This window comes from Nodularia harveyana UHCC-0300 (assembly GCF_034931085.1).
In the GTDB taxonomy this organism is placed as follows: domain Bacteria; phylum Cyanobacteriota; class Cyanobacteriia; order Cyanobacteriales; family Nostocaceae; genus Nodularia; species Nodularia harveyana.
The window spans coordinates 37,024-63,781 of the sequence record NZ_JAYGHG010000003.1; the positions used below are offsets into that span (position 1 = coordinate 37,024).

Genomic DNA, 26,758 nt, shown 5'->3' on the forward strand with positions numbered 1-26,758 from the left:
GATTTATAGGGGCTAGACTTGTGTTGAGCGAAGTCGAAACACGAATCAGCATTATTTTGAAACAAATTGTTTCAAACAAAACAGGACTTGCACTCATGCAAATAGGGTAGGGCATACCCGAATTAACGCTTGGGGAGAATCCCACCTCTGGTCTAGATGACGCAAGGACTCTAGGCTAAGTGGTTTCGTTGAACCAAGAATCCCCGTCGATTTATCGCGGGGAGTCTCAAGTGACCTTATTTTAGCGAAAATATGACCCTGCCCCCATTAAAATCACATAATGAATTGATTTTGGCAACTATTGCCCAACTGCGATCTTTTTCTCAAGTTAATGTTCAGTCTGGTTGGCGATATCAGAAATGCGATCGCAATATTACTGATATTACGACATCTCCTTTGTCTGATTGGGAACTTGTCCAACTCAATGGGAAGGAACATATTGCTTGGAGTGGGGGAAAACAGGTGCTGTGGTTACAACAAAGATTTGTGGTTCCGGAAAATTTAGGGGGTTATCCGGTAACTGGTTTGTCTTTGCGGTTGGTGTTGCTGTGGTGGGCTGATTTGGCTGAGATTTATGTGAATGGGAAGTTGGTGCTGGAGGGAGATTTATTTGATTGTGCGCCACGGGTGCTGCTAAGTGACGGGGTGAGGACTGGTGAGGAGTTTGTTGTGGCTTTGCGGTTGCTGAGTCCTGGTCATGATGATGGTGCTTTGGTGCGATCGCTCCTGGTTTTTGAGTCTTATAATGATCATAATCCTGATCCGGGTTTTCTGGCTGATGAGTTGGCGGTGATACAGGTTTTTTTCAATAAGTTTGCACCGGAAGGTTTGGCTGCTTTGGCTGCGGGTTTGGGGGAGGTCAGGAACTACAGAGACGCAGAGGACGCAGAGAGGGAATTAAGGGAGTTACGCGCAGTTTATCAATATTTATCCGGGTTTATCGCTGGTTTAAATCCTAAAATCTATTTGTTAGGTCATGCACATTTAGATTTAGCATGGCTGTGGCCTGTGAGTGATACTTGGAAGGCTGCACAACGTACTTTTGAGTCGGTACTAAAGTTACAGGCTGATTTTCCAGAGTTGATTTTTTCTCATTCTACACCGGCGCTTTATGCTTGGGTGGAGGAAAATCGCCCAGATTTGTTTGGGGAAATTCAGCAACAGGTAAAGGCTGGACGTTGGGAGGTTGTGGGCGGTTTTTGGGTGGAACCGGAATTAAATTTGATTTCTGGTGAGTCGATTGTGCGTCAGTTATTATATGGTCAGCGTTATACCCAAGCCAAGTTCGGGAAAATTTCTTCTGTGGCTTGGTTACCGGATACTTTTGGTTTTTGTGCGACTTTACCGCAGTTTTTGGTGAATGCGGGAATTGAATTTTTTGTGACTCAAAAGTTGCGCTGGAATGATACTACCCAGTTTGATTATGAGGCTTTTTGGTGGCGATCGCCTGATGGGAGTGAAATCTTTAGCGTCATGTCTGCACTCATCGGTCAAGGTATCGACCCGGTGAAAATGGCAGAATATCATTGTGAATGGCAAAGCAAAACCGGCTTAGAAACATCTCTCTGGCTTCCCGGTGTCGGCGACCACGGCGGCGGCCCCACCCGTGATATGTTAGAAACAGCCCAACGCTGGCAAAATTCGACCGTTTTCCCAGACTTAGAATTTATCACGTCAGAAAAGTATTTACAGCAAATTAAAGCAAACCTAACCCCCCTTAACAACCAGAGAATGGGGGAAAATAAAAATATCTCCCGTCGCCTTGTAGGAGAGGGGTTGGGGGAGAGGTTAATTCCCACTTGGGAAGATGAATTATACTTAGAATTTCATCGCGGTTGCTATACTACCCACGCCGAGCAAAAACGCTGGAATCGACGTTGCGAAGATTTACTATATCAAGCAGAATTATTTGCGACTTTAGCCACCCTTAGCTGTGGGACGACATATCCCCAAGAGGAAATCGAAACAGCTTGGAAGCAAGTTTTATTTAACCAGTTTCACGATATTTTACCCGGTTCTTCCATTACCCAAGTTTATCAGGATGCACTCCCAGAATGGCAGCAAGTGGAACAAGTGGGAATGGAAATATTACAAGAGTCTTTACTTGCGATCGCATCCATAACCATTCTACCCCCACCCCCGCACCCAGAAGCACAACCAATATTTATTTTCAATCCTCTCAATTGGCAGCGTTCGGAAGTAGTATCCGTCACCTTACCTGCAACTCACCCCCAATGGCAAGTCCATGATTTTCAGGGACAGCCAATTATTTCACAACCATCACAACCATCAAAACTGCTGTTTCTCGCCGCCGAAATTCCCCCCGTAGGTTATCGCATCTTTTGGATTTCCCCTACTTCCACAGTTCCCCAACACCCCATTTTCCCAGACTCGATTTTAGAAAATGAATTTCTTAGGGTAATAATTAATCGGAAAACCGGAGACTTATCCAGCGTCTTTGACAAAACCCAGCAACGGGAAATTTTAGACGGTGCGGGAAATCAACTACAATCCTTTACAGATAGCGGACAATATTGGGACGCTTGGAATATTGATCCGAATTATGCCCAACATCCCTTACCACCCACACAGTTAAAATCCATCCAATGGTTAGACCAAGGTTTAGTGCAGAATCGTGTCCGCGTGGTGCGTCAATTAGGTAAATCGGAATTTTGCCAGGATTACATTCTACAAGCAGGTTCACCACTCTTAAAAATTGCCTCTACTGTGAATTGGCAAGAAAATCAGGTAATGGTAAAAACCGCCTTTCCTTTAAATCTGCAAACAGATTTTGCAACATATGAAATCCCTTGCGGGACAATTCGTCGCCCCACTCAACCCCAAACCCCCGCAGAACAAGCTAAATGGGAAGTTCCCGCCTTGCGTTGGGCTGATTTAACAGCAGCAACAGACGCAGATACTTATGGTGTGAGTTTGCTCAACGATTGTAAATACGGTTACGATAGTCAGGATAATCAACTACGCCTCACACTCTTACGCAGTCCTAACTGGCCTGACCCCGAAACAGATAGAGGCTGTCATGAATTTACCTACGCCTTATATCCCCACAAGGGTAGCTGGGAATCAGCCCACACCATCCACCGTGGTTATGAGTTAAATATTCCCTTACAAGTCATAATCAATCCCCCCACCACTCAGAAAGATGTATCACCCAGTAACGACGGTGTAAGTTTTCTGAATTTATCGGCGGAAAATTTAATTTTAATGGCCTTCAAGCCCTCTGAGGATAACCCCCAGCAATTTATTCTCCGGTGTTACGAATGTCACGGAGAAATAGCCGAGTTAGCCCTAGAGAATAACTTAGGTCTGTATCTCGGAAATGCAGTAGATTTGTTAGAGTCTAACTCATCTTTGCCACAAAACTTAACAATACAGCCTAAAAAAATTGCCACCTTTCAAGTCAACAGATATTAATCTTCGTGGTCTTCAAAGGGGTCTGATAACTGCTTGCTAGGAGGACCGAAGGAAATATAAATTGCATAAGCCGTGACAGCAACTAAGGCTGCACCCACTGAGATACTAATAATTGCGGCGGGTTCCATATTCATAAATTGTTCCATAAGTAGGCGATTAATTATGAGTGTTATTATTTCGGGGTTCTGCCCCAATAGGCTTAACTATTCTAACATTTGTTTCGCTGTCACCCACGTAATTAATTTTGCTGGGCGCAATTTATCAGGCAGGGGCTTCATGATAGTAGAATATTACGAGAAGATCAAAAAAAGCTTTGGTAACTAAATCTTAGGTGAACTATGGCACAACGCACTAGGTTAGGAGATATCCTCAAACCTTTAAATTCTGAGTACGGTAAAGTGGCTCCGGGTTGGGGTACTACCCCTGTAATGGGTGTTTTTATGCTCCTATTTTTCGTGTTTTTGCTGATTATTCTGCAAGTTTACAACAAGTCTCTGCTAATTCAGGACGTAATGGTTGATTGGCGCAGTTTAGGCGGCTAACTTAATATACCGAACCTTTACCCGGCTTGACCGGGTTTTTTTATAGCTGGGACTGGAAAACGTTAGGCTTGAGATAAGGAGAGTTTTGATTTCGACTCTCCACAGCCTAGCTGGACTGTATTCTATATTTATAGGAGAAAGCGCGTGAATGTATTTGGTATCGGTCTTCCCGAAATGGGTCTGATTATGGTAGTCGCTTTGTTAATCTTTGGCCCCAAGAAGTTACCAGAAATTGGTCGTAGTCTCGGTAAAACAGTTCGCGGTTTTCAAGAAGCTTCTAGTGAGTTTCAAAACGAGTTTAAACGGGAATCTGAACAAATAGAACAGGCTATGAAAACTTCGGCTCAAATCGAACCCAAGGAACTGGAAGCCACTAAATCTGAACAAGAGGCTGCTGGTTCTTCCTCTGTGAGTTAGGCTACGACACACAAGTAGAAAAACTTGACTCCCCGTAGGGTGTGTTATGGAAGTTAGTCATAACGCACCTATAATCGATGATGGTGCGTTGCGCTAGGCAACAATACACTCTATCAAAAATTTGACTTATTTGTGTGTACACCGTAGATAGCTTAGGGGAGGCGCAGCTAAGGAAATGACAGAAGCTATTACAAAACCATCTTTGGTGATTCCTCAACTAATTGTCGGGTTAGGAAATCCAGAGCCGAAGTATGACCAAACACGCCATAATATTGGCTTTGCTGCTATAGATGCACTTTCTCGTGCTTGGCAAATTCCTGTGGCGGAAAATCGTAAGTTTCAGGGTGAGTATGGTGAGGGAATTGCAGTAGGTAGCCGTAAAGTCCGCTTACTGAAACCGTTGACTTATATGAATCGCTCTGGACAGTCTATCCAAGCGGTGACTAGTTGGTATAAATTACCGCCAGAATCTGTGCTGGTGATTTATGATGATATGGATTTACCTTTGGGTAAGACTCGTTTACGCTTGTCTGGTTCGGCTGGCGGACATAATGGTATGAAGAGTACAATCTCTCATCTTAATACCCAAAATTTTCCCCGTTTACGTATTGGTATCGGGAAACCAAATCACGGCGATGCGGAATCTATCTCTCATGTTTTAGGAAAGTTTTCTGCTGCTGAAACTAAACTCACATCTTTGTTACTTGAGTTTATGGTTGAGTGTGTAGAATTTAGTCTGAAACAAGGAGTGGAACACGCGATGAATCGTTGTAATAGTCGCACTATTGAGGTTTCTTCATAGCAATATACCCTCACCTCGGCATGGGGGTGGGGTATATCCATAAATTTTATTTCAGGTGAAGCCAAATAGGTTGATTAAAAACGTCGGTTTCGCCTAGCAGATACTCCCTTACGTTTACGCTTTTCTTGGGGTGTTTCAAAGTGCCGATGAAACTTGACATCTGCTAATATACCAGCTTTAGAGACTTGGCGTTTAAACCGCCGCAAAGCTGAATCAATACCTTCGTTTTCTCCTAGAACGACTTGGGTCATTCTTGCTGCATCCTCATAATCAATATTATCTTTGTAATTTTAGCCTCAAATTTAGCCAAATATTCCAATCTGTAATTATGTCAGGGAATAGGGAATAGGCTTGAAACTCTCTCATTATGTTTCTGTCCTAACTTCCTTGGCAGTTGCTATATTATCAGAGGCGAGTTATGCAAAGTTTTGTAGTGGTGACTTTAATCCCACAGTTGACCTGCAAATATTTATCGTGGCTGGGAAATCCAAAAGCACAGTTTAAAAGCGGACTTTACCCGTATTTAATAATTGATATCCAAAGACTAACGAGCCTAAAGCTACTAATAAGTTCCACAAGCTAGTGGGTCTAAAAAATACACCGCCGCTAAAGAAAACTAGTATGAAGCCAGCAGCTAGTAAGAACCATCCTAAATTTCCGGTTTCTCTACGGAAGAAGAATAGTGAAAAGATTCCGGAAATGATGGCTAAACCTGAGAGAGTCGCCGGAAATCGACGGTAAAAAATTGTGTAGTAACTGCTGACAAAGATAATATTTTTAGCAAAGAAGTAGATACCTACAATTAGTAGACTTATACCGATAACTTTGATTAATAGTCTGCCCATATTATTTCTTGAGTAGAGGATGCAAATGACACATTTAATTATATGAGAATAGTTAGTGAAATACGGAACTTTATAAAAAGTTTATTTTACTTAAAATCATCAAAATCAAGTAAATATACTGTTGTATTTTTCTGAGAAGATTGTATGTGAGTTACTCAGTGTCAATCTCTAAGGAAAGGGCTAGTTGGTAGAGTTGACGACGGGGAACAGTGGTGATTTTTGCTAATTGTCGGCTGGCTTGGGAGCGAGATATTCCCTGAGTGATCATCTGTAGTAATTCGGCTTTAAGTTGTGCTTCTGTGAGTTGCAGTTGGCTGGGAGGATTGCCGGCTAGCACTATGGTATATTCGCCTTGGGGTTGACGTTGGTTGTAATGGGCGATCGCCTCGGCAATGGTTCCCCGCCAAAATTCTTCGTATAATTTAGTTAACTCCCTGGCTAGGACAATTTGGCGATCGCCTCCTAAAACAGTGGCAAAATCTTGTAAACTTTCTGGTAATCTATAGGGTGATTCATAGAAAATTAAAGTCCGGGATTCTGTCTGCAATGACTCTAAATATTCTCGCCGTTTTGCAGCTTTGGGTGGGAGAAAGCCTTCAAACACAAACCTATCTGTAGGTAACCCAGATGCAATTAAAGCGGTAATGGTTGCACTCGCGCCAGGAATCGGTACAACTGTGATTCCCGCCTGAATACAAGCTATGACTAATTCATAACCAGGATCGGACACCGCCGGCATTCCCGCATCACTCACTAGTGCGATCGCCTGGCCATTTGCCATATACTCTAATAATTCCGGTATCCGACTATGGCGGTTATGTTCGTGATAACTTATCTGCGGTGTTTTAACTTGAAAATGTTGCAGTAATTTCCCGGTGTGGCGTGTATCTTCGGCTGCTATTAAATTCACATTTTGCAAAATTCTCACCGCCCGAAAGGTCATGTCTTCCAGATTGCCAATGGGTGTACCGACGATGTAAAGTGTTCCTGGTTTGGGATCGGTCTGCATGAATGAAAAAGTAAGGATAAATGGTGTTGCTTTCAATATGGATTGGTATCACGCAGAGGCGCAGAGGCGCAGAGAATGAGAGTTTGAGAGTCTAATTCAGCATTGCTGAATAAATTAATTATCGATCTGGTGAGGCTGAAATATAACGGACAAATGCATAATTTCACATCCCATCGGGGGTTATTTGTGGGTTTAGTGACTTTGGATTTAATCTACCTCGCTGATTCTCCCCCTAGAAATAATCAGAAAATTGTCGCTACTGACTATACTTTAGCAGCCGGTGGCCCTGCTACTAATGGGGCTGTGACTTTTAGTTATTTAGGTAATCAAACTCAAGTTTTGGGTGTGCTGGGTTGTCATCCCATGACCCAACTAATTCGCGGAGATTTGGCAAATTATCAGGTGGCGATCGCCGATCTGCAACCTAGTATAATTACACCACCACCTGTATCCTCGATTATTATTACTCAAAGTACCGGTGAACGGGCTATAGTCTCAATCAACGCCGCTAAAACTCAAGCTAGTATTGCATCTATCCCGGCAAATATTTTACAAGATATTGATATTGTCTTAATTGATGGGCATCAAATGGCGGTGAGTCTCACCATAGCGGAAATGGCTAAAGCTGCAAATATCCCCGTAGTTATGGATGGTGGGAGTTGGAAACCAGGATTTGAGCAAGTTTTACCTTTTGTGGATTATGCGGTGTGTTCCGCTAATTTCTATCCTCCCAACTGCAACACAGAGACTGAAGTATTTAGTTACCTGAGTACATTTGAGATTCCCCACATCGCCATTACCCACGGAGAGAAACCCATTACATATTCTTCCGCTAATAAAATCGGTGCTGTAGATGTTCCCCAAATTCAGTCTGTGGATACTCTGGGGGCTGGAGATATTTTTCACGGCGCGTTCTGTCACTATATTTTACAAGCCAGTTTTACTGATGCCTTGGCACAAGCTGCTACAATTGCGGCTGATTCCTGTGGATTTTTTGGGACTCGTCGCTGGATGGAAGTGGCGGAGTAGTAGACTTGGATGATCAACCGCAAAGCACACAAAGAAAGAAATTGATGCAGAATTTACCAGAAATATTAGCGATCGCGCGTCAAATCAGTTGGGGCGCATCTGATATACTCAAGAGCTATTACCACGGCACTGCTAAAAACCCCGACCTCGATGTGCAGTATAAACAAAATGAACCTGTAACCCTTGCCGATTTAGCTGTCAGTCGATACATTCTGGAAAAGTTACAAGCAGCTTTGGGTAACGAAGATTTCGACTACATCAGTGAAGAAACCTATTCGCCAGGTAAGAAATCTGATAAATTAGTCTGGATAATTGATCCCTTGGACGGTACGCGAGATTTCATTCAAAAAACTGGCGAGTATGCCATTCATATCGCCTTAGTCCAAGACACCCGCCCCATTTTGGCTGTAGTTGCTGTCCCAGAAGCTGAAAAGTTATACTTTGCCATCAAAGGCGGGGGTACATTTATCGAAACCCGTGATGGATATTTCCCCATCCAAGTTGCTTCCGGTAAACCCGTAGAAGAATTAACTGTAGTCGTGAGTCGCTCTCACCGCAACGAATCTTTAGATTATTTATTAAAAAACTTCCCTTCTCAAAATCATAAATCAGTTGGTAGTGTCGGTTGCAAAATTACCACAATTCTGGAACAACAAGCTGAGATTTACATTTCTCTCTCCGGAAAGTCCGCCCCTAAAGATTGGGATATGGCAGCCCCAGAACTAATTTTAACCGAAGCAGGGGGTAAGTTTACCCACTTCGATGGCAGCCCATTACAATACAATACTGGTGATATTAACCAATGGGGTGGTTTGTTAGCAAGTAATGGTGAACATCATCATTTGTTATGTGAAAAAGCCGCAAATTTATTAGCCGAGTTCGCTGGTTAATGGTTTGGTGGATAGAATTATGATCCAAGTTCTGGCTGAGGATTGTTAACAAAAATGTTGCGCGTTTATCATCTGTTTCTCGGTGTAATTTTATTGGCTTTAGCACCAGTGGGAATTAAAATTATGCTCCCCAAAGTTACTCCTACGGTAGAAGAAAGATTAATTCCTATATCCACCACAACTCAAACCAGTTCCCCCCTCACCACTCCGGAAACTACTCACCATTCCACAGCCGAAAATCCTTGGATTAAAATCTTGGGTAAAACACATACACCCAAGGGTTGGGAAGTTTTACCTTGTGAGGGAAACTCACCCCTATTGTGTGTATCTTCCCAAGGAAAATTGTTAGGTACTGTGGAATTGGAAGTTTACCCAGTCGGAAGTTATCCTAATTTTCAGCAAAATCTCAGAGATGCTGGGATTCTACCGGATTCTCAAAAAAAAGACAATCCTGAGTACCAAAGCCAGTTATTAATAGCCCTCAAGTCTTGGGTTGCAGATGTGAATGGTACTTTTTTACAAGACCGTGAAAATACCTCGAAAAACCAAACTGTCTTTTCCGCCTACCCACCACAACCAGCAGCAATGGGGAAACTTCAGGGAATACGCTATGGTTTTGTGGGAATCAAGCCAGAGGGTGGAGTGGAAGAGTTACATATCAGTCATGTTGCTTTTGATGGTGAGGTTTTATATGTGCTGACTACGGCTTTTGACCCCCCATCGGTGGCTGGGAAATTTGAAGAACTGGAAAAGTTGGCAATTTTTCAACCTTATTTGACCGCGATCGCAGCTGATTTAAATTTAACCAGATAATGGAATATCAATCAAAAATTCTGTGCCATTTCCCGGAGCCGAATTACAAGTTAACCGCCCTTTGTGTTGCTCAACAACCACCTGATAACTAATAGACAATCCCAACCCTATACCACTTCCTACCTCCTTAGTAGTAAAAAATGGATCAAATATTTTTTGCTGCACCGTTGCTGTCATCCCATCAGCATTATCAGCAATAATAATTCGCAGCATATTTTCATCTATAAGTTGAGTGGAAATCTGAATTATGGGATTTTCGGTGATTTTTCTCTGAGTTAAGGCATCTTCTAAAGCATCAATGGCATTATTTAAAATATTCATAAATACCTGATTCAGTTGACTAGCAAAACAACTAACTTTTGGCAGTTGACAATAATTTTTGCTAACTTGAATTTGGGGAAAATCACTAATTTTCTGGAGTCGATGGTCTAAAATCATTAAAGTATTATCAATACCTTCATGAACATCTACAGCTTTCATTTTAGCTTCACCAAGGCGGGAAAAGTTACGCAAGCCTAACACAATATCCTGGATGCGTGAACTCCCAATATTCATAGAGTTGAGAATTTTTGGTAAATCTGCGGCAAGGAAATCCAAGTCAATTGCTGCGGCTTTCTGTTGTATTAGCTGAGAATCTCCTTGTTGATAGATAGTGATAAAATCTAGTAACTCTTGGACATACTGATTGATATAGGCAATATTCCCATGAATAAAATTGATGGGGTTATTGATTTCATGGGCAATTCCCGCTATCATTTGCCCCAAGGAAGACATTTTTTCACTTTGAATTAGTTGGGCTTGGGTACTTTGTAATTCTGAAAGTGTTTGTTGCAAAGTTTGATTTTTTTCATGAACTTGTTGGGTTCTTTCTTTTACTTTGACTTCTAGTTGATGATTGGCTTGTGCTAAACTGCGATAAAGTATGGCATTCTCTAGAGAAATTGCTGCTTGGGTAGTCAGGAGTTTGAGAACTTCGATGCGATCGCCTGTAAATGCGCCTGTAGTCAGATTGTTTTCTAAATAAATAATCCCCAATAATTTACCTTGATTGATAATAGGAATACATAACAGACTCTGAGGTTGCTGACTGAGAATGTAGCGATCGCCAGCTAAAGATGTGACATTTGTAGCATCATCGATGACGGAAACTTCCAGAGTCCGTTTGACGTAATTAATCAAAGTAATAGGAACATCTGCGCTCACCTCCAACCTCATACCTGGGAAGTTAGTGACAATATCCGCAGTCTGGGAACTACAAGCAACAGCAGTAACAATTAACTCTAATCCTTCACCTTCGCTCAAAATCAGTGCAGATTTAGAAGCTCCAGCATTCTCCATCACAACCTGCATAATCCTAGCAAGCAGTTTATCTAGATCAATTTCCTCAGAAAGTGCTTGCGATGCTTTAATCACCGCCGCCAAATCTAAAGAATCGGAAATACTGATTTGAGAGCTAGAAGTTACGCTAGATTCATGACTGAAATCAGCAGTATTTTCACTTTCAGAAAGATTAACCTTTGCTGGCTGGTGTATAGGCGCTAGGAATTGGGAATAACGTTGGACTAAATCATGAACTTTAGCCGTTGCTCCCCAACGAATATAACTATGGTAAGCATCAGTTACATAAATTTCAGCAATTTTCGATTTTCCCCATTCCAGATAAAATTTAGCGGCTAATTCCTGCGCCAGAGCTTCTTCATTGATAAACCCATGTTCATGAGCCAGAGAAATAGCTTGATCATATAATTCCATTGCTCGCAGATACTCACCGCTCACCCGATGTCTTTCTGCTTCTACTAAATAAAACTTATGGAGATAATTCATAGGAGCATGATCTGCATAGTGCTGCAACTCTGCTTGATTATCTACTACTTCCTGAAGTAAATTCTTTGGCTCATTGGTCATCGTTGAATATATAGCTAAGGCTGTAAGAGAATCATAAAAATAAAAGATAGGTACAGTGATAAATCCTGTACCTCCAGATAAATATTTTTTGCCTTGAATCCTATTTTCTTGAGCTGCAACAAAATTACCAAATAAATAACATAGTATAAGTTTGTGTAAATAGTAGTAGTGGAGTCCATTCAGATCATTTGCTTCAATTAGCAGTAATAATGATGTTTCCTCATTATATGCATCGCCGATGAGATTACAGGCATTATCAGAATTACCTAATAAATTGATAATACTTTGCAAACATATTTGACAATAGCGCGATGTAGTTGTTTGCTTACGGTATTGCAAAACATAACTGTAGTCTCTAATTTCTGCTTCCAGACTTGTCAATTCTTGACCCATCAAATATGAATGCTGACAAATATCTACACAGTAGCCGACATATTCAAAATCTCCCGTTTCTAGTGCCGTGTGATATCCCTCAATTAGAATGGGTAAATTGTCTCTAATATGAGATTTTCCATGAAAAATAAATGCTCCCAATACATATAATGTTCTGGCTTTAATTTCTGGATAATTATCTTGACAAACCAATTTAAGGGCTAAATTACCAATCTGAATTGCGGCTTCCACATCTTTCTCAATCCCATTTAACAGGATGCCATAGCAAGCATAAACAAAAGCAGATAAAGGAGCATTTCCGTATTGAATTGATAACTTAACTTGTAATAATATAATCAGTGGAAATAATAATGGATTTGCAGCATAGGCCGGAGGAATCACAGTTGATATGATCCGAATTATGGCTAATTGCTTTGCACAGGTCATCAACGGTAAGTTGAACAAATCTTCAACGGTTTTATCTGCAAGCAAGACTCTCGTTTCTGCAAGACCTTGCTCGATATCATTGGTGGTGGGGGAATCGGGGAAAACTAGCCCAAAATCTTGTAATACTTGGCGGGCGATGGCGATCGCGTCCAATAATCTATTTTGGGATGTATAAGCTTGAATTTTGATTACATAAACTTTAACTTTTTCCAGCAGAGTTTTGGCTTGTTGTAGTACTAACTCTGCTAGTTCTTCCATCTCCTCAAAATTGCCATCTAAAAATGCTACCTCTGTAGCTGTTTCCAATAAAGCCAAAGTTAACTGATATTGTGTCTCCCAACTATCATTTGCTAGTAGTTGGATTCCAGTATTTAAATAATTCAGTGCTGAGGGATAAGCCATTGATGCTAAAGCTTTACGCCCAGCGACTAAATTCATTTCAGCTAATTGTTGGCGTTCTGCTGTCAGTTGAATTAAAGGTATGGCGATATTAAATTGATTCACTAGGTCAAAAATTAGGGCTTCCCTTTCCGGAATTGGGGTATTTTTTAATAAAAGTTGCCCAATTTTGAGGTGAATTACCGGTTTTTTGGCTTCGGGAATTAAAGCGTAGGCGGCTTGTTGTACCCGGTCATGAATAAATTTATATTTAGGTAATTGTTGATCAATCCCTTTAACAACGGTATGGGAAATTTCACCTTGCACTAAAACTAATCCTTGCAATAAGGCAGTCCATAAATCAGTAGCGACATCTACTATTAATTTCTCAGATACAATAGCCAGATTTTTTAAGTCAAATTCGTTACCTATACAAGCGGCTAACTTCATAGCTTCCTGAGTGGCTGTTGGTAGCTTTTTCAGTTGAATTGACATAAATTCCAGCACATCATCCGTGAGTGCTAATGCCTTAATCTTTGAGATGTCATAATACCAACTTCCTAATTTAACATCAAATTCCAGTAATCCCTCTTTATGTAAAGCCTTGAGAAATTCATGAATAAAGAAAGGATTTCCTTTAGTTTTAGCAAATACTATTTGTGTCAGTGCGATCGCCTGATTTTCTTCACATCGCAAAGTATCACTAATTAACTGATTTAAATCAGCCAGGGTTAAATTATTTAAAATTATCTGGTTAATTGTAGCGCCGTCTTTTTTTATTTCATTGAGAGCTAAATTTAATGGGTGTGCTTGATTAACTTCATTATGCCGATAAGCGCCAATAATTAATAGGCTTTTTTTATTTTCCCAGGGAGAACTAATATTATCTCTGACATTGCTGGCACTGATTAATAATTTAATTAATTTCAATGATGTCACATCTGCCCATTGCAAGTCATCTAAAAATATCACTAAAGGATGTTCTCTAGTCATGAAGACTTGGATAAATCTTTCCAATAATAAATTAAATCGATTTTCCGCAGTAGCGCCAGATACTTGTGCTACCTCTGGTTGCTTACCAATAATGAGTTCTAGTTCGGGAATTAAATTAACAATTACTTGACCTTGCATACCCAATGCCGATAGGATTTTATCTTTCCATTGGGTAATTTCGGCATCTGTTTCTAAAAGAATTTGTCTGATTAAGTCTTTTAAGGCTTGGAGCAATCCTGATAAGGGAATATCCCGTTTCAAGTGGTCATACTTTCCTTGAATAAAATAACCCCGTTGGCGCAAAATCGGTTTGTGAATCTCGTTCACCACTACTGTTTTGCCAATACCAGAGAATCCTTTCACTAGAATTATTTCTGTTGTACCACTACTCACACGTTCAAAAGCTGTAAGTAGTTTTTTAACTTCTGCATCCCGACCATAGAGTTTTTCGGGAATCAGGAAACTGTCAGATATATCTTTTTCTCCTAACTCAAAGTTAGTGATATTTCCTGTTTCTTCCCACTGCTGGCGGCATTTTTCTAAATCATGTCTGAGTCCGTAGGCGCTTTGATAACGGTCTTCGGCATTTTTAGACATCAGTTTGCTGATGATTGAAGACAATATGGGTGGAATATGGGGATTAACTTGGCTAGCGGTGGGTGGCTGTTTAGCTATATGACAATAGACTAACTCCGTCGCATCTGTGGTGATGAAGGGTAACTGATTGGTGAGGAGTTGAAAAAATGTCACACCCAAAGAATAAAAATCACTGCGGTAATCAATACCCCGATTCATCCTTCCTGTTTGTTCGGGGGAAATATAACCTAAAGTACCTTCTAAAACATTGGGATTAATCAGGAATTGAATTTGTCGCGGTAGTATGCTTGCAATACTAAAATCTATGAGTTTAACTTCCAGAGTCTGGGGGTGAATAATAATATTGGCAGGTTTAATATCTTTATGGATGATGCGATCGCCATGTAGTTGCTCTAGAGTAGATACTATTTGCATAGCAATATGAAAAAACTCTCTTAGCGCTAAACCATTTCCTGGCTGGTGATTTTTCTTAACTACCCAATCTTGGAGGGATATACCGCCAATATCTTCCATGACTAAAACATCACCTTGAGCGAAATTTTCTAAGGCTAAAGATTTGACTATGCCGGGAATATCAAGGTTATTACCGATGGTATACTGATTACGCAATTGTGCGATTTCGCTGAATGTAGGATGTTCATTCCATATCAGCTTGAGGATTACGCTTTTTTGGTCTTGTTCTCTGATACCGCGATAAACTAGAGTTTTTTGACTTGAATAGATTTCCTCGGTAATTTGATATCCGCTAATAGTAAACTTGGTATGGGATGATACTGACATTACAGCGAGGCTCACGGCTATGTTTGACTTTAGCTGAGTATTTCTTCGATATATAATATAGGACAAATTTCCGATTCTATATCGGAAAACCTTATATTCTCAATAATTCCGTCCACTTCATGAGGGGATTTAATTAAAACCCTTAACCCCTCCCCTGTGTCAGGAGAGGGGAGACTTGCAGTTAAATTTCCGCTACAGCGCGTTCAATCAAACGACGTGCTAAAGTTTGCGTACCTGTGTGTTCGTAGTAATTCGTGGCTACATCCAAAAAGGCGGCGAGATAATCTAATTTATCGTCACTGAGTTGGACAAAACTTTGTAAATTGCCCACTACTTTTTGTGGCGTTAAATTATTTTGGGTAACTAACCCACCCATCCAACCTTTCACAGAGTCAAAACTTTCACCGATAAAGTTCAATTTATCGCCAACACTGTTACCGGGAATTACATCTTGAATATCTTGGAAAGTTGAGTTTTGTTGTAACTCCTGGGGACTGGTTTGATTTAAGCCGGATAAAGCATGATTAATGAAGTCTGGCCCTAGTGGAATTAAACCATCAACACAAACCAAAGCTACCATGCGAATCAAAGATTCACCGCTATACTCACCTAAAGAAGCGACAAAATCACCGATACTGTCTCCGGGAATCCCATTAATTTGACAGAAGGCGACTAATTCCACGACTAATTTCAAGCACAAATCAATAGTTTGGGCTTTGTCGGCTTTGGGGGTCATTTTGTTTAAAAAACCCAAAAGGGGAATTTTTTCCCCGACTTTGTTAGCTAAGGCTGCTGCGGCTAGAGCTTTATCTGTTTTATCTACAGTTTGATAAAGCCACATGGCGCGTTGATAACCTTGGGATTTGTCATTGTAAAGATAAATTGCTCTTTCACCAATTTGCTGAATTAAACTTTCATCAGTTTCACGGGTGACAGTCTTAATTGTATTAACAAAGCCGACAGTATTTTTCCACTCTCCAGGAGCAACAAAATCCAAGGATCTGAGCATGGAAATTGTTAAGCCACTGGTGGGAAGTTCATCAACTAATTCAAAAATTGGTTTGTTCACAAGTATCTCCTTGGGGTTTTAATTGGGTGTAGTTAAAGTTATTGCAATGTCGCTAAACCATCAAGATTAAATTTTTCAATCCAAGCGGCGCGATCGCTGGGAGTGAATGCTGGGTCCCTGGATAATACCTTGACTTGGTAACGATTATTTACCAGTATTGCGGTTTGTGTATTGCCAATTTCCCGCGCCGGATAACCTGCAATTTTGGTGGTGCTATTAGAGTAACTTTCGGCTGTAGCTGGTGTGCTGCTGGTATCGGAAATGGCTAACATAGCTATTTCTTTGCCGTCTTTCTTTAATTTAGCTTCAGCAAAACCTTGTTTTTCTTGGGTAAATACTCTGTCGTAACCATCACCAGCAGCCGGAAAGAATTTATTAAATTCTCCCCCTTGGGTAGCGTCTTTAACAACTGCTTGACCTCTTTTTTGTTGGGTGCTTTCCTGTTGTACTTGGTCAAAACGACCGGGTTCTTGGGGAGTACAGGCTGTGGTTAGTAATAAAACTGAGAGTAATAAGCTGGCAAAAATTCTAGATAGGCGAGGGAAATTCATGTTTGAGTATTCCTGATATTTCAATTTTGAGCAATGCGGTGTGCTATTACAGCATAAAATGGGTCTCCACCTCCAGCACCGAACCACTGTAAAAAATTCGGGACTGTGGATTGATTAACAATTACTTCTGGTACTGAAAATCCGGGAACTGAGTTGAAGTAGTGTTTGACTAATTCCACCCTACTCGTTTCGGAAGCGTCGCGCCAAATTTGAATGGCTTTTTGGAAAAACATTCGATTGGAAAAGCTGATGATGGCGATACCGTCTGGTTTGAGGATGCGATGAATTTCGGCAAATATGGCTTCTGGATATTGGATGTACTGGACAGAGACGCAATTTAAAACAGCGTCAAAACTTTGGTCTGGTAGGGGTAGTTGGGGTTGGTGATTCAGGTTTTGGACAAAATAATGATTGAAGCGGCGATTCCTTGCTAATTCTTCGGCGTTGAGTCCATGTCCTTCTACGTGAGCAAATTCCATGTCTGCTGGGAGATGGGATACCCAACTGCTCATCATATCTAGGATACGGGTATTAGGTTGGAGGCGATCGCTATATAAATCCGTTAACTGTTGAATAAATCCGTCATCGACATGGGTGACAAACCGGGGATAGTCGTAAAATAGCTGATCATCTGTATCATCTAATTTCTGGCGTTGATCGGGTTTTAGGATCATATATTCTGTATTTTATGGAATCTGGAGAATAAAACAGAGGAAAGCCTCAACATTAATTCCATGTTATATAAATTGCGTTTATTCCCTTCAGGACTTACGCAACAATTGCCGAAAATCTTGATTTATCGAACCGCCAAGCCGCCAAGAACGCCAAGAAAATGTAGATTATGCGTAAGTCTTACCCTTATCTGAGTTTACTGTTGTGGATACTGCCGTTATTACTCTTCAATTCTGGGGAAAATAGCCTGATGGCTCATGATGAAGGGCTTTACGCTAGGCGATCGCGTGTGATGTTTGAATCTGGCGATTGGATAGCCCCTTGGGGTACTGTGCATCATAAAACCCCTGGCCCCTATTGGCTAATTGCTATTTCCTATCAGCTATTTGGCATTAGTGAATTTAGTATTAGGCTACCGAGTATGATTACTGGGATTCTCTGCCTTTTACTTATATATGAAATCGGCAAAATTACTCTCAATCAAAACATAGCTTGGCTAGCAGGTTTAATTTTAACTGTGCAATTTCTCTGGCTGCAATATTGCCGGTTGGGTACGCCAGATGTGCCGATGATATTTTTAGTATTGTTAGCTATTTTTGCGTTCCTACAAGGGGAATTACATCCTAAATATAGATATTTATGGAGTTTTATCGCTGGTTTAAGTTTAGGTTTAGGCTTCTTAGTCAGAAGCTTTATGATTTTTTTGCCGATTGTCGCTTTATTACCTTATTTAATTGGGGAACATCGCCGCCATCATCATCTTACCCAACCCAGTTTATATTTCGGTTTTGTGGTTGGTTTAATTCCCACGTCGGTTTGGCTATGGCTGAACTGGATGCGCTATGGGAATGATAGTTATCAAGCATTGTTCAGATTTGTGTTGGAGTTGGGATCTGATGAGCGTGGTGGTAATGGCATCATATTCTATTTGTGGAATGTCCCGCTCAAGTCCTTTCCTTGGTTTTTGTTTAGTGTTTTCGGCTTAGTTTTGCTGTTGCGTCGTCCTATTCCCCGCTACCAATTAATCTTAGTTGGCTTCCCTCTGACACTGTTTGTTGAACTGAGCATTTTTTCAACTCGTCTGTCTCACTATAGCCTGTGTCTTTACCCTTTTATCGCTTTGTTGGCGGCTGTGGGTTTAAGTGAGTTGGGGAAATGGGGAGATAGGAAAATTAAAAAAGTTGCGGGTTATCTCAGTTATGGCTGTGGGGGATTGGGTGTTTTATTAGTCTTGGCAGGGATAATTATTTTAATTGGGGTGGTAGATGATGTGGAGATTCGCCAGTACGCCACCCTGGGTTTAATTATGGGGTGTGGTTGGTTAATGTTGCCCCTGGTGTGGATTGGTCGTTATCAGTTTCAGTATTGGTTGGCGGGTTGGTTGATTCCTTGTTGGCTAACTTTGGCTGTGGCTGGTGGTTTCGGCTTATTCAGCGACTATAACCCAGAGGTGAGAGTTTTTCTGCAACAACCAGCGATCGCCTCAATTCTGCAAAGTCACCCAATTTATTTTGTTCAGGTAGAGGGGAAAACCGGGGTATTGTTAAATTTTTATACTCCAGTTCATGGTAAACAAGTCAACTCAATTACCGAATTACCACCTTCTACCTATGCTTGGATTTCTGCAACCCAGGAAGCGGAATCAACCACACCTCACCAAGTGATTGGAACTGTCCAAAATCACCAATTGATTAGAACGAGTGGGGAGTAGAGAGTAGGGATTAGGTATTAGGTACTGGGGATTGGGTACTGGGTATTAAAAATCTTTCCCCCCACACCTCCCACACTTCCCACACTTCCCACACTCCCCACACCTCCCACACTCCCCACACTCCCCACACCCCCCACACCTCCTACACCTCCCACACTTCCCACACTTCCCACACTCCCCACACTTCCCACACTCCCCACACCTCCCACACCTCCCACACTCCCCACACCCCCCACACCTCCCACACCTCCCACACCTCCCACACCTCCCACACTCCCCACACCCCCCACACTCCCCTATTTCTTCCCCTTAGTAGTGAAGACAGTGGTAAACATCATTAACATCCCGCCTAGAAGAATAGCGATCGCAAGTCCCCCTGTGATTAAGTCCAGTAAATTGCTGTTCTCCATAGTTCAGTTATCAGTTATCAGTTAACAGTTATCAGTTAAAAATCTACTCCGCGTTTGAGTTCTACACCATGATTGGCATAATGTTTGTGACAGTATACCTCAGAGTGAACGCTGGCTAAATCAAAGTATGCTGGTTGTTGTTGACACCGACCAGTGATAATTACTTCAGTGTCGCGGGGTTTGCTGAGTAAGGCTTCCACGATGGGTTCCACTGGGAGTAGTTCCAGGTCAACTGTGGGGTTGAGTTCATCGAGAATAATGGTTTTGTAGAGTCCAGAGGCGATCGCAGCTTTGGCAATTTCCCATCCCCTTTGGGCTTCTGCATAGTCTGCTTCTTGGCGAGAATTGCGCCAAACGATCGCGTCTCGTCCACAACGTTGATGATCTACTACTTCGGGATATGATTGCTGTAAAGCGGCGATCGCAGCATCTTCTGTATAGCCACTACCACCCTTGAGCCATTGCATAATTAACACACGAGTAGAACCGGGATAATTGATTCCTCGACCAATGGCTTTTAAGGCTTTACCTAATGCACTGGTAGACTTACCTTTCCCCGCCCCAGTATAAATTTCAATCCCTTCCAAAAACAATTCTTTTGCCCTGGGGTGATCTTGGGGTTTCATTTCTGAGTGCAAATCAGCAATATCCAGCAGATTTTGGGGTGCGGCGCGTCCGGTGGCGATGATTTCTAATTCGTGAGGTTTGGCTTGTAATGTCCGTACCACCTCATCAACTGGTAGCAAACCTAAGTCTAAAACTGGGTTAATTTCATCTAAGACCACGACTGAATATAAACCAGAGGCGATCGCACCTTTGGCGACATCCCAACCCCTTGCTGCTTCTTCTCTGTCAAAGGGGGTAATTTGATCATGTCCAAAAAATTCGGCTCTCCCAGTGCGAACCTGATCGATTAAATGAGGGAACCCACGCTGCAAAGCGGCGATCGCCCCATCCTCGTCATAATCACGTTCTGGCCCCTTTAAAAACCGTAATAGTAAAACCCGTCCCGAATCACCCGGTGTATTTATTCCTAATCCTATGGAGCGTAATACTACCCCTAAAGCCGCTTGAGACTTCCCTTTCCCCACACCGTCGTAAACGTGAATTTGACCTGTGAGCCGTTCAGGACGCACTTGCGCCGTGCGAATACCGATGCCGTTCCTTGTCATCTCTTGAAAAGCTGTAACGTGGCAATCTCCAATTTTACCTTGAAAACTAAAACCCTCTCAGAAGTATAAATACTGATATACCCCAGACAGAGGAAAGCCAACAGGCTATAGTATCAAAAAGATATATTCTCACATCCAACCCTGGCGATCGCAAATCACTTTTATACAAACCATCAAGGGTTTCGACTGCCTATTTCCTTAACCTTAACCGCCAAATATCACAATTTATGCTTGGACTTGAAGACTTTGGTATTCCTAAAATCCTGCCTATCGGTGCTGCTCTGTTTCAATTTTTGTTTTTACTGTCTGCCATTCCCATAGAAGCATATGTTTTTAATAGGAGACTAAAATTCGACAAAAAAACTAGTACATTTTATGCCATAGCCATCAACATATTTTCCAGCACCATTGGTTGGATAATATTTTTTTTGCTGGAGCCAATGTTACCGATAAATTTAAAGTCAGAATTAATTAGTTATGTATTTTTTCATAATTTTCGATACCAAGCTACACAATCTTTATTGGTAATCACTGCTTTTATTATGTTTTTTATTACGTTTTTTCTCAAGTTCTTTCTGTTACAATTCTTGGTATTTTCGTTAAAAGAAAATTTGATAGAAATAACTGAAAACACTCCAGAGAATAATCGCTTAAAATGGCGGCGTAATAGCATTGCTAGGTTGCAAAATACTAATTTAGTTACTACTATATTGATTGCCAATTCTCTGAGTTACAGTGCTATTAGCTTAATTATATTGTTGAGCCGAAAATAAAGTTAATTAATGAAAATTAGAGGTGTGAAGGATGCAAACTTTATTCAAAGATGTCTTAGTATTTTTAAATTTCTTTGTGGGGATTTATGAAGGAATTAAAAAGTTATTTATTCCCCCTAAAGCTTATTCTTGGCAAACATTTATTTATTTGAGTGCTTTTTCTTGGTTCCTTTCATTCTTTTCAGTAGGTTATGTTAAAACTATAATTGCATTTTTAGGGTGGTTATTTTTAATTGCTGGTACAGCTTGGTATACCACCGAAGATCCTTTAAGAGTTCCGGGAACTTTTATGCCGGTGGGAGCATTAATAACTGGATTTTTGATTAGTGTTTTTGCATTTAGTAATTCCGAAAATATGCTGACACCAAGAACAATTATCCTCTGGCCGACCATCTCGGCAATTATCACTGCAATTCCAGATTTTGTTGAAGGTACTGATACTAGCACAACAGCGAAAATTCCTAAACCAGAAGTTAGGGAAAAAATCATAATTTTGGTGGGTAGCTGTATGCTAATCAGTTGCTGGATTCAGTTTTACTTTGTGATGGATAATTGGTTAACACAATATCCTACCTTACTTACAGATAATTTTGAACGTAGTACTTTTGTGGTAAGAATCGCAGCACCAGAACTCAGAATAGACACAGAAGCAGAGCCTCAACCAAAAGTCCAAAAAATCCCTAAAAATGGGGTTAATATCCTCGATGCAGTGGAAATTAGAGTAGAAAAACAGTTAAATCAAAGACCTTGGTCGGAAGTGGAAAAATGGTTACTAGACGCAACAACTGAAGTCGGAAAATTGGGGGACCAAGTCCTGAATCAGACACTAGGAGAATATGAAGAAAGTAAGTTATGGCGTGTAGAGGCGCGTGTAGTTAATATCAAATCTGGATATAGATTAGATTTAGTCAGTATCTGGGATGGACCTAGTTCTAATCGCCAAGGGTATTATCTGCAAAAATCTTGCACAGTTGAACCTATAGCCATATCTCAGACCACTTCTAGAGTCACTCCCGGCGACGTAGATAATCAAAATACAGTTGCAGAAATTGAATGCGATCGCCTGAGTAAATTTATTGCGGGTGAGTCACCGGCCAAGCAGTGATCGGAAATATGAGAAACTGGTTCATAATTTCAGTATGGGACTAAGGCCACAACTGTATCCTTTGTCCTGATTTGATAATTTTGCTTAAGTCCTGTTGTTCAATTCTTAACTAAAAAACCATGAATGTCGGCAGAGTTTTTGTTATTGCGAAGAATGTATTTCAGGAAATGGTGCGCGATCGCATTCTATATATTATCGGCTTTTATGCTGTCTTATTGGCGATCGCCCTGCGGGTATTACCGGAGTTTGCCGCCGCTACTGAAGATAAAATGTTTTTAGACTTTGGTCTGGGAGCAATGAGTACCGTTACTTTAATTGTGGCGATTTTTATCGGTACAGGGCTAGTTAATAAAGAAATTGATAAACGGACTATCTTAGTATTAATCGCCAAACCTGTTAGCCGCAGCGAAATTATTTCTGGTAAATTTTTGGGTTTATCGGCGGTGCTGGCTGTACTCGTGGCGGTGATGACAGTAATTTATGTGGGATTTTTGCAACTTGGTAATATTCCATATTCCCTCCTCAGCATTGTCATTGGCGCGGGTTTTTTAATTCTCCAGTCATCTTTAATCACTGCTGTGGCGATTACCTTCGGTGTATTTACCAGTTCTCTGTTAGCGGTGACTTTAACATTTGCAGTCTATTTAATGGGGAACATTACTCCAGATTTAGTAAAGTTGGGTCGTCTGAGTGATAGCCCTGCAATTGAACGGGTGACTCAAGCTTTGTACCTGATATTACCGGATTTATCCCGATTAGATTTAAAAAATGATGCTGTTTATGGCTTATCTGCTTTACCTGATACCACTGTACTAATTAGCAGTGTGGGCTATGGCTTAATTTACAGTGTCATGCTGTTAGCGATCGCTAATATCATCTTCTTACGGCGTGAGTTTTAACCAACCGTTGATTCCGCAGTGTAGAGACCTTCCCCGGAAAGTCCCTACATTCTTTTTTATTCAATAATCATGATGTGAGGGGCGCGAATTGTACCATTAGGCATCATAGTATTTTGCAATTTAGCGTAACCGATTTTTGTTTGCCAAAGATTAGCCTCACTTAAGTTCGCCTTGCTTAAGTTAGCTGATGTCAGGTCTGCATTAGTCAAATTTGCCTTAGTTAAATTAGCTTCTAGCAGTATCGCCCCACAGAGTTTGGCGGCGGTGAGATTAGCTCTAAATAAGTTAGTTGCAATTAAAGATGCTTCTATTAATATAGCTGCCCTCAAGTCGGCTTCTGTGAAATCTGCACCACATAGAGAAGCTCCCCAAAAGTTAGTATAACTACATTGCGATCGCCGCAAATAGGAACCACACAAATTCGCATAGCTCAAATCAGCCTCAGATAAATTAGCTAAGGACAAATCAGCCTCAGATAAATTAGTTTTACAGAGATTTGCTTGGATTAAATTTGCCCCATTCAGCTTAGTATTCGTGAGTTGAGAACCAGATAAATTCGCCCCACTTAAATTTGCTCTCATCAAATCCATACCGCTTAAATCAACGGCTATCAAATCCATACCGCTTAAATCACAACCACTGAAATCTCGACGCTGACAAAATTTATCTTTGATTTGGCTTAATATTAATTCCTGTGTGTCAGCATAATTTCTCATGGTATTCCCCTCAAATTTCAATATTCACAGAGATTCGTTTTTGAGTTTCGAGTCAAGAAAGTTAGTGGGTGATTGTTACTGTATATCGAGATTACACCTGAAACACTTATAAACTAGATCAAAAAATTACCGATGTGCCGAAAATACCCTGTTTAACCACTTCAGGTAACAAGAAACGATGACATATAGAACTTCTATTTGATTTCAGGAGGTTTAGTCTGCGTTGTGTGCTGAAAAATTCCCTACAAATCAAAAAGGTTTTTCCCCACTTCGGTTACATTGGATAGTGTACTAAGCGATCGCACAAATATACTATCTAACTCAAGGGATAAATGGACTCTAACTTGGTCAATCTTGAGGGAATTAAAATCCTAGTCGTAGATGATGACCTGGATTCACGAGATTATGTTTGCTTTGTTCTAGAAGCAGAAGGCGCAGAAATTATGTCAGTATCATCGGCGAGGGAAGCACTTAAAATCCTTTCAGAATCAAGGGTAGATGTCCTCTTAAGCGATATTGGAATGCCGGAAATAGATGGTTATATGCTCATCCGTCAAGTCAGAACCTGGACTTCAGAACAAGGGGGAAACATCCCCGCGATCGCACTCACCGCATACGTTGGAGAACATAACCAACAACAAGCATTATCAGCCGGCTTTCAGATGCACATCACCAAGCCAGCCGCACCCACAGAATTAGTCGCAGCTGTAGTAAAACTGGCTGGAAAAACAATTATTAGTCATTAGTCATTGGTCATTGGTCATTGGGAAGTTACCGTCTTCTCCCCCCTGCTCCCTGCACCCTGCCCCCCTGCCTCTTACTCTTCCCCAGAGGTTTTTAACTGGAAATATACCAAGACTAAGGTGACAGCTAATAATACTGTGGCTGCTGCTGCTGCGTAACCAAAATCAAATTGGGCGAAAGCTTCTTGATAGATGTAATACACCAGTAAATTAGTAGAATTTAAAGGACCACCACCTGTAATTACATAAACCTGCTCAAAACTGCGTAATGTAAAAATTGCTGTGGTGACGGTCGCAAATATCGTCGTCGGTTGTAATCCCGGCAGGGTAACGTGCCAAAACTGCTGCCAAGCATTTGCCCCATCTAGTTCTGCGGCTTCATAGCGACTGGGGGGAATGGCTTGCAATCCTGCCAAAAATACCACCATATTAAAGCCCAATTGCTTCCAAATACTCAAGACAATTAATACCGGCATTGCCCACACTGTACTTCCCAACCAAGGAATAGGTGTAATGCCCAATAATCCTAAAAATGAGTTTGCTGGGCCATCGGTTTGGAATAACCAGCGAAAACCTAAACCAGCCGCGACCAAGGAAATAATTGAAGGTAGAAAATAGGCACTCCGCAATAGTCCCCGCAAGGCTAAAGATTTATCTAATAACACCGCCAGCACCAAGGGAATCACTAAGCTAGGAATGACTGTGGCTACGGTGAAATAAATCGTGTTACCCAAAACTTGCCAAAAATCTGGGGTGAGTAGCAAGCGCGTATAATTCCTTAACCCTACCCAAGTCGTACCTGTGGAGGTGAAGCTACCAGCCGTAAAACTCAGGTAAAACAAATATGCGATCGGCCAAATGATGAAGATACTTAGTAAAATCAGCGCTGGTGAGAGAAAAGTCCAAGCCGCAAATGTATCATTATCTAACCAGGACTTACTATATGTTTTTGGCATTTATAATTTTTCCTCTTTGCTGTTATGACTCTTTGCCCTGATTCTACCGTTAGCCTGGTTGCACCCAGTCTGAGTAATTGCCCATTTTCCCAAAGCACTCCTTTAAAATTGGGGGTTATGGCTTCTGGTAGTGGGAGTAATTTTGAAGCTGTTGCCGAGGCGATCGCCAAGGAGCAATTAAATGCTCAAATTCAAGTTTTAATTTATAATAATCCCTCAGCGAAAGCTCCCATCCGCGCGGCTAATCGGGGTGTAGAAGCTGTATTATTAAATCACCGCGACTATGGCAATCGAGAAGCATTTGACGGTGCAATTGTCAAGACCTTACAGCAATATGATGTTGATTGGGTAATTATGGCTGGTTGGATGCGTTTGGTAACACCAGTTTTAATTGATGCTTTTATAGACAAGATTATTAATATTCATCCCAGTTTGTTACCTAGTTTTAAAGGGATTAATGCTGTCGAACAAGCTTTAGCATCTGGAGTCAAAATTACTGGCTGTACAGTGCATTTAGTTTGTTTGGAAGTAGACAGCGGCCCCATATTAATCCAAGCAGCTGTGCCAATTTTACCAGAGGATACAGCAGAAACACTCCACGCCAGGATTCAAATTCAGGAACACCGTATCTTACCACAGGCGATCGCCATAGCTGCGGCACGGGAAATCAGTCAAAATAATTCGTAATTCGTAATTCGTAGTTAGAGGATGTTTTAAAAGTCTTATG

At 41.2% G+C, this 26,758-nt stretch carries 25 protein-coding genes; 13 read left to right on the forward strand and 12 right to left on the reverse strand.

Annotated features, from left to right (window positions below):
• The first annotated feature begins 252 nt into the window (after positions 1-252).
• Positions 253-3,435, forward strand: coding sequence for an alpha-mannosidase (locus VB620_RS02940; protein WP_323194639.1), 3,183 nt, complete (start codon positions 253-255; stop codon positions 3,433-3,435).
• Here the strand turns inward: VB620_RS02940 and psbN are convergent.
• A complete protein-coding gene (psbN, locus tag VB620_RS02945; protein ID WP_323194784.1) occupies positions 3,432-3,563 on the reverse strand; it encodes a photosystem II reaction center protein PsbN in 132 nt (43 codons plus the stop codon). The two genes, VB620_RS02940 and psbN, sit on opposite strands and share 4 nt — an antisense overlap.
• 210 nt (positions 3,564-3,773) lie before the next feature.
• Here psbN and psbH point away from each other — a divergent pair, with 210 nt between their 5' ends.
• The 3 genes from psbH (at position 3,774) to pth (ending at position 5,196) form a co-directional block, all read left to right on the forward strand.
• Complete coding sequence (psbH, locus tag VB620_RS02950; RefSeq protein WP_063871955.1) at positions 3,774-3,977, forward strand: photosystem II reaction center phosphoprotein PsbH; 204 nt, start codon at positions 3,774-3,776, stop codon at positions 3,975-3,977.
• Between the two features lie 144 nt (positions 3,978-4,121).
• Positions 4,122-4,394, forward strand: coding sequence for a TatA/E family twin arginine-targeting protein translocase (locus tag VB620_RS02955; RefSeq protein WP_323194640.1), 273 nt, complete (start codon positions 4,122-4,124; stop codon positions 4,392-4,394).
• A gap of 175 nt (positions 4,395-4,569) precedes the next feature.
• Positions 4,570-5,196 carry an aminoacyl-tRNA hydrolase gene (pth, locus tag VB620_RS02960; protein ID WP_323194641.1) on the forward strand — a complete coding sequence of 209 codons (627 nt, stop codon included), beginning with the start codon at positions 4,570-4,572 and terminating at the stop codon, positions 5,194-5,196.
• Between the two features lie 74 nt (positions 5,197-5,270).
• Here the strand turns inward: pth and rpsU are convergent, their stop codons facing one another.
• From rpsU to rsmI, 3 genes are all read right to left on the reverse strand, one after another.
• On the reverse strand, positions 5,271-5,447 hold the full coding sequence (gene rpsU / locus VB620_RS02965; protein ID WP_323194642.1) for a 30S ribosomal protein S21: 177 nt from the start codon (positions 5,445-5,447) through the stop codon (positions 5,271-5,273).
• 249 nt (positions 5,448-5,696) lie between these two features.
• Positions 5,697-6,041, reverse strand: coding sequence for a hypothetical protein (locus VB620_RS02970; protein ID WP_323194643.1), 345 nt, complete (start codon positions 6,039-6,041; stop codon positions 5,697-5,699).
• A gap of 151 nt (positions 6,042-6,192) precedes the next feature.
• Positions 6,193-7,050 (reverse strand): 16S rRNA (cytidine(1402)-2'-O)-methyltransferase, encoded by an 858-nt coding sequence (gene rsmI, locus VB620_RS02975; RefSeq protein WP_323194644.1) that lies wholly within the window; start codon positions 7,048-7,050, stop codon positions 6,193-6,195.
• A 153-nt stretch (positions 7,051-7,203) separates the two neighbouring features.
• On the opposite strand from rsmI, the gene VB620_RS02980 reads away from it, so the two are divergent.
• Genes VB620_RS02980 through VB620_RS02990 form a run of 3 tightly spaced genes read left to right on the forward strand, consistent with a single transcriptional unit; the run spans position 7,204 to position 9,782 of the window.
• Positions 7,204-8,079 (forward strand): sugar kinase, encoded by an 876-nt coding sequence (locus VB620_RS02980; protein WP_323194645.1) that lies wholly within the window; start codon positions 7,204-7,206, stop codon positions 8,077-8,079.
• A gap of 44 nt (positions 8,080-8,123) precedes the next feature.
• A complete protein-coding gene (locus VB620_RS02985; RefSeq protein ID WP_323194785.1) occupies positions 8,124-8,969 on the forward strand; it encodes a 3'(2'),5'-bisphosphate nucleotidase CysQ family protein in 846 nt (281 codons plus the stop codon).
• Between the two features lie 54 nt (positions 8,970-9,023).
• Positions 9,024-9,782 (forward strand): hypothetical protein, encoded by a 759-nt coding sequence (locus tag VB620_RS02990; RefSeq protein WP_323194646.1) that lies wholly within the window; start codon positions 9,024-9,026, stop codon positions 9,780-9,782.
• Here VB620_RS02990 and VB620_RS02995 read toward each other — a convergent pair.
• From VB620_RS02995 to VB620_RS03010, 4 genes are all read right to left on the reverse strand, one after another.
• Positions 9,771-15,254, reverse strand: a complete 5,484-nt coding sequence (locus VB620_RS02995; protein WP_323194647.1) for an ATP-binding sensor histidine kinase — start codon at positions 15,252-15,254, stop codon at positions 9,771-9,773. The two genes, VB620_RS02990 and VB620_RS02995, sit on opposite strands and share 12 nt — an antisense overlap.
• 181 nt (positions 15,255-15,435) lie before the next feature.
• Positions 15,436-16,323: a hypothetical protein gene (locus VB620_RS03000; protein ID WP_323194648.1), complete on the reverse strand. Its 888-nt coding sequence runs from the start codon at positions 16,321-16,323 to the stop codon at positions 15,436-15,438.
• A 38-nt stretch (positions 16,324-16,361) separates the two neighbouring features.
• Positions 16,362-16,874, reverse strand: a complete 513-nt coding sequence (locus VB620_RS03005; protein WP_323194649.1) for a hypothetical protein — start codon at positions 16,872-16,874, stop codon at positions 16,362-16,364.
• 20 nt (positions 16,875-16,894) lie between these two features.
• Complete coding sequence (locus VB620_RS03010; RefSeq protein WP_323194650.1) at positions 16,895-17,548, reverse strand: class I SAM-dependent methyltransferase; 654 nt, start codon at positions 17,546-17,548, stop codon at positions 16,895-16,897.
• Between the two features lie 167 nt (positions 17,549-17,715).
• On the opposite strand from VB620_RS03010, the gene VB620_RS03015 reads away from it, so the two are divergent.
• Positions 17,716-19,257: an ArnT family glycosyltransferase gene (locus VB620_RS03015; protein WP_323194651.1), complete on the forward strand. Its 1,542-nt coding sequence runs from the start codon at positions 17,716-17,718 to the stop codon at positions 19,255-19,257.
• A gap of 17 nt (positions 19,258-19,274) precedes the next feature.
• On the opposite strand, the gene VB620_RS03020 is transcribed toward VB620_RS03015, so the two are convergent.
• Entirely contained in the window at positions 19,275-19,547 is a 273-nt protein-coding gene (locus VB620_RS03020) for a hypothetical protein (RefSeq protein ID WP_323194652.1), read from the reverse strand.
• 155 nt (positions 19,548-19,702) lie between these two features.
• Positions 19,703-20,839 (reverse strand): cob(I)yrinic acid a,c-diamide adenosyltransferase, encoded by a 1,137-nt coding sequence (locus tag VB620_RS03025; RefSeq protein WP_323194653.1) that lies wholly within the window; start codon positions 20,837-20,839, stop codon positions 19,703-19,705.
• Positions 20,840-21,066: 227 nt separating this feature from the next.
• Between VB620_RS03025 and fraC the strand changes: the two genes are divergently transcribed.
• The 3 genes from fraC (at position 21,067) to VB620_RS03040 (ending at position 23,616) form a co-directional block, all read left to right on the forward strand.
• Positions 21,067-21,612, forward strand: coding sequence for a filament integrity protein FraC (fraC, locus tag VB620_RS03030; RefSeq protein WP_323194654.1), 546 nt, complete (start codon positions 21,067-21,069; stop codon positions 21,610-21,612).
• A gap of 31 nt (positions 21,613-21,643) precedes the next feature.
• Positions 21,644-22,717: a septal junction protein FraD gene (gene fraD, locus VB620_RS03035; protein ID WP_323194655.1), complete on the forward strand. Its 1,074-nt coding sequence runs from the start codon at positions 21,644-21,646 to the stop codon at positions 22,715-22,717.
• Positions 22,718-22,836: 119 nt separating this feature from the next.
• Positions 22,837-23,616, forward strand: a complete 780-nt coding sequence (locus tag VB620_RS03040) for an ABC transporter permease (RefSeq protein WP_323194656.1) — start codon at positions 22,837-22,839, stop codon at positions 23,614-23,616.
• Positions 23,617-23,672: 56 nt separating this feature from the next.
• Here the strand turns inward: VB620_RS03040 and VB620_RS03045 are convergent, their stop codons facing one another.
• Positions 23,673-24,332, reverse strand: a complete 660-nt coding sequence (locus tag VB620_RS03045; protein ID WP_323194657.1) for a pentapeptide repeat-containing protein — start codon at positions 24,330-24,332, stop codon at positions 23,673-23,675.
• A 332-nt stretch (positions 24,333-24,664) separates the two neighbouring features.
• Between VB620_RS03045 and VB620_RS03050 the strand changes: the two genes are divergently transcribed.
• Positions 24,665-25,078, forward strand: a complete 414-nt coding sequence (locus VB620_RS03050; RefSeq protein WP_323194658.1) for a response regulator — start codon at positions 24,665-24,667, stop codon at positions 25,076-25,078.
• A gap of 71 nt (positions 25,079-25,149) precedes the next feature.
• Here the strand turns inward: VB620_RS03050 and VB620_RS03055 are convergent, their stop codons facing one another.
• The gene (locus tag VB620_RS03055) at positions 25,150-26,031 is read right to left on the reverse strand and encodes a carbohydrate ABC transporter permease (RefSeq protein WP_323194659.1); all 882 of its coding nucleotides are present in this window, start codon (positions 26,029-26,031) and stop codon (positions 25,150-25,152) included.
• 24 nt (positions 26,032-26,055) lie between these two features.
• Between VB620_RS03055 and purN the strand changes: the two genes are divergently transcribed.
• Positions 26,056-26,718 (forward strand): phosphoribosylglycinamide formyltransferase, encoded by a 663-nt coding sequence (gene purN, locus VB620_RS03060; RefSeq protein ID WP_323194660.1) that lies wholly within the window; start codon positions 26,056-26,058, stop codon positions 26,716-26,718.
• Positions 26,719-26,758 lie beyond the last annotated feature (40 nt).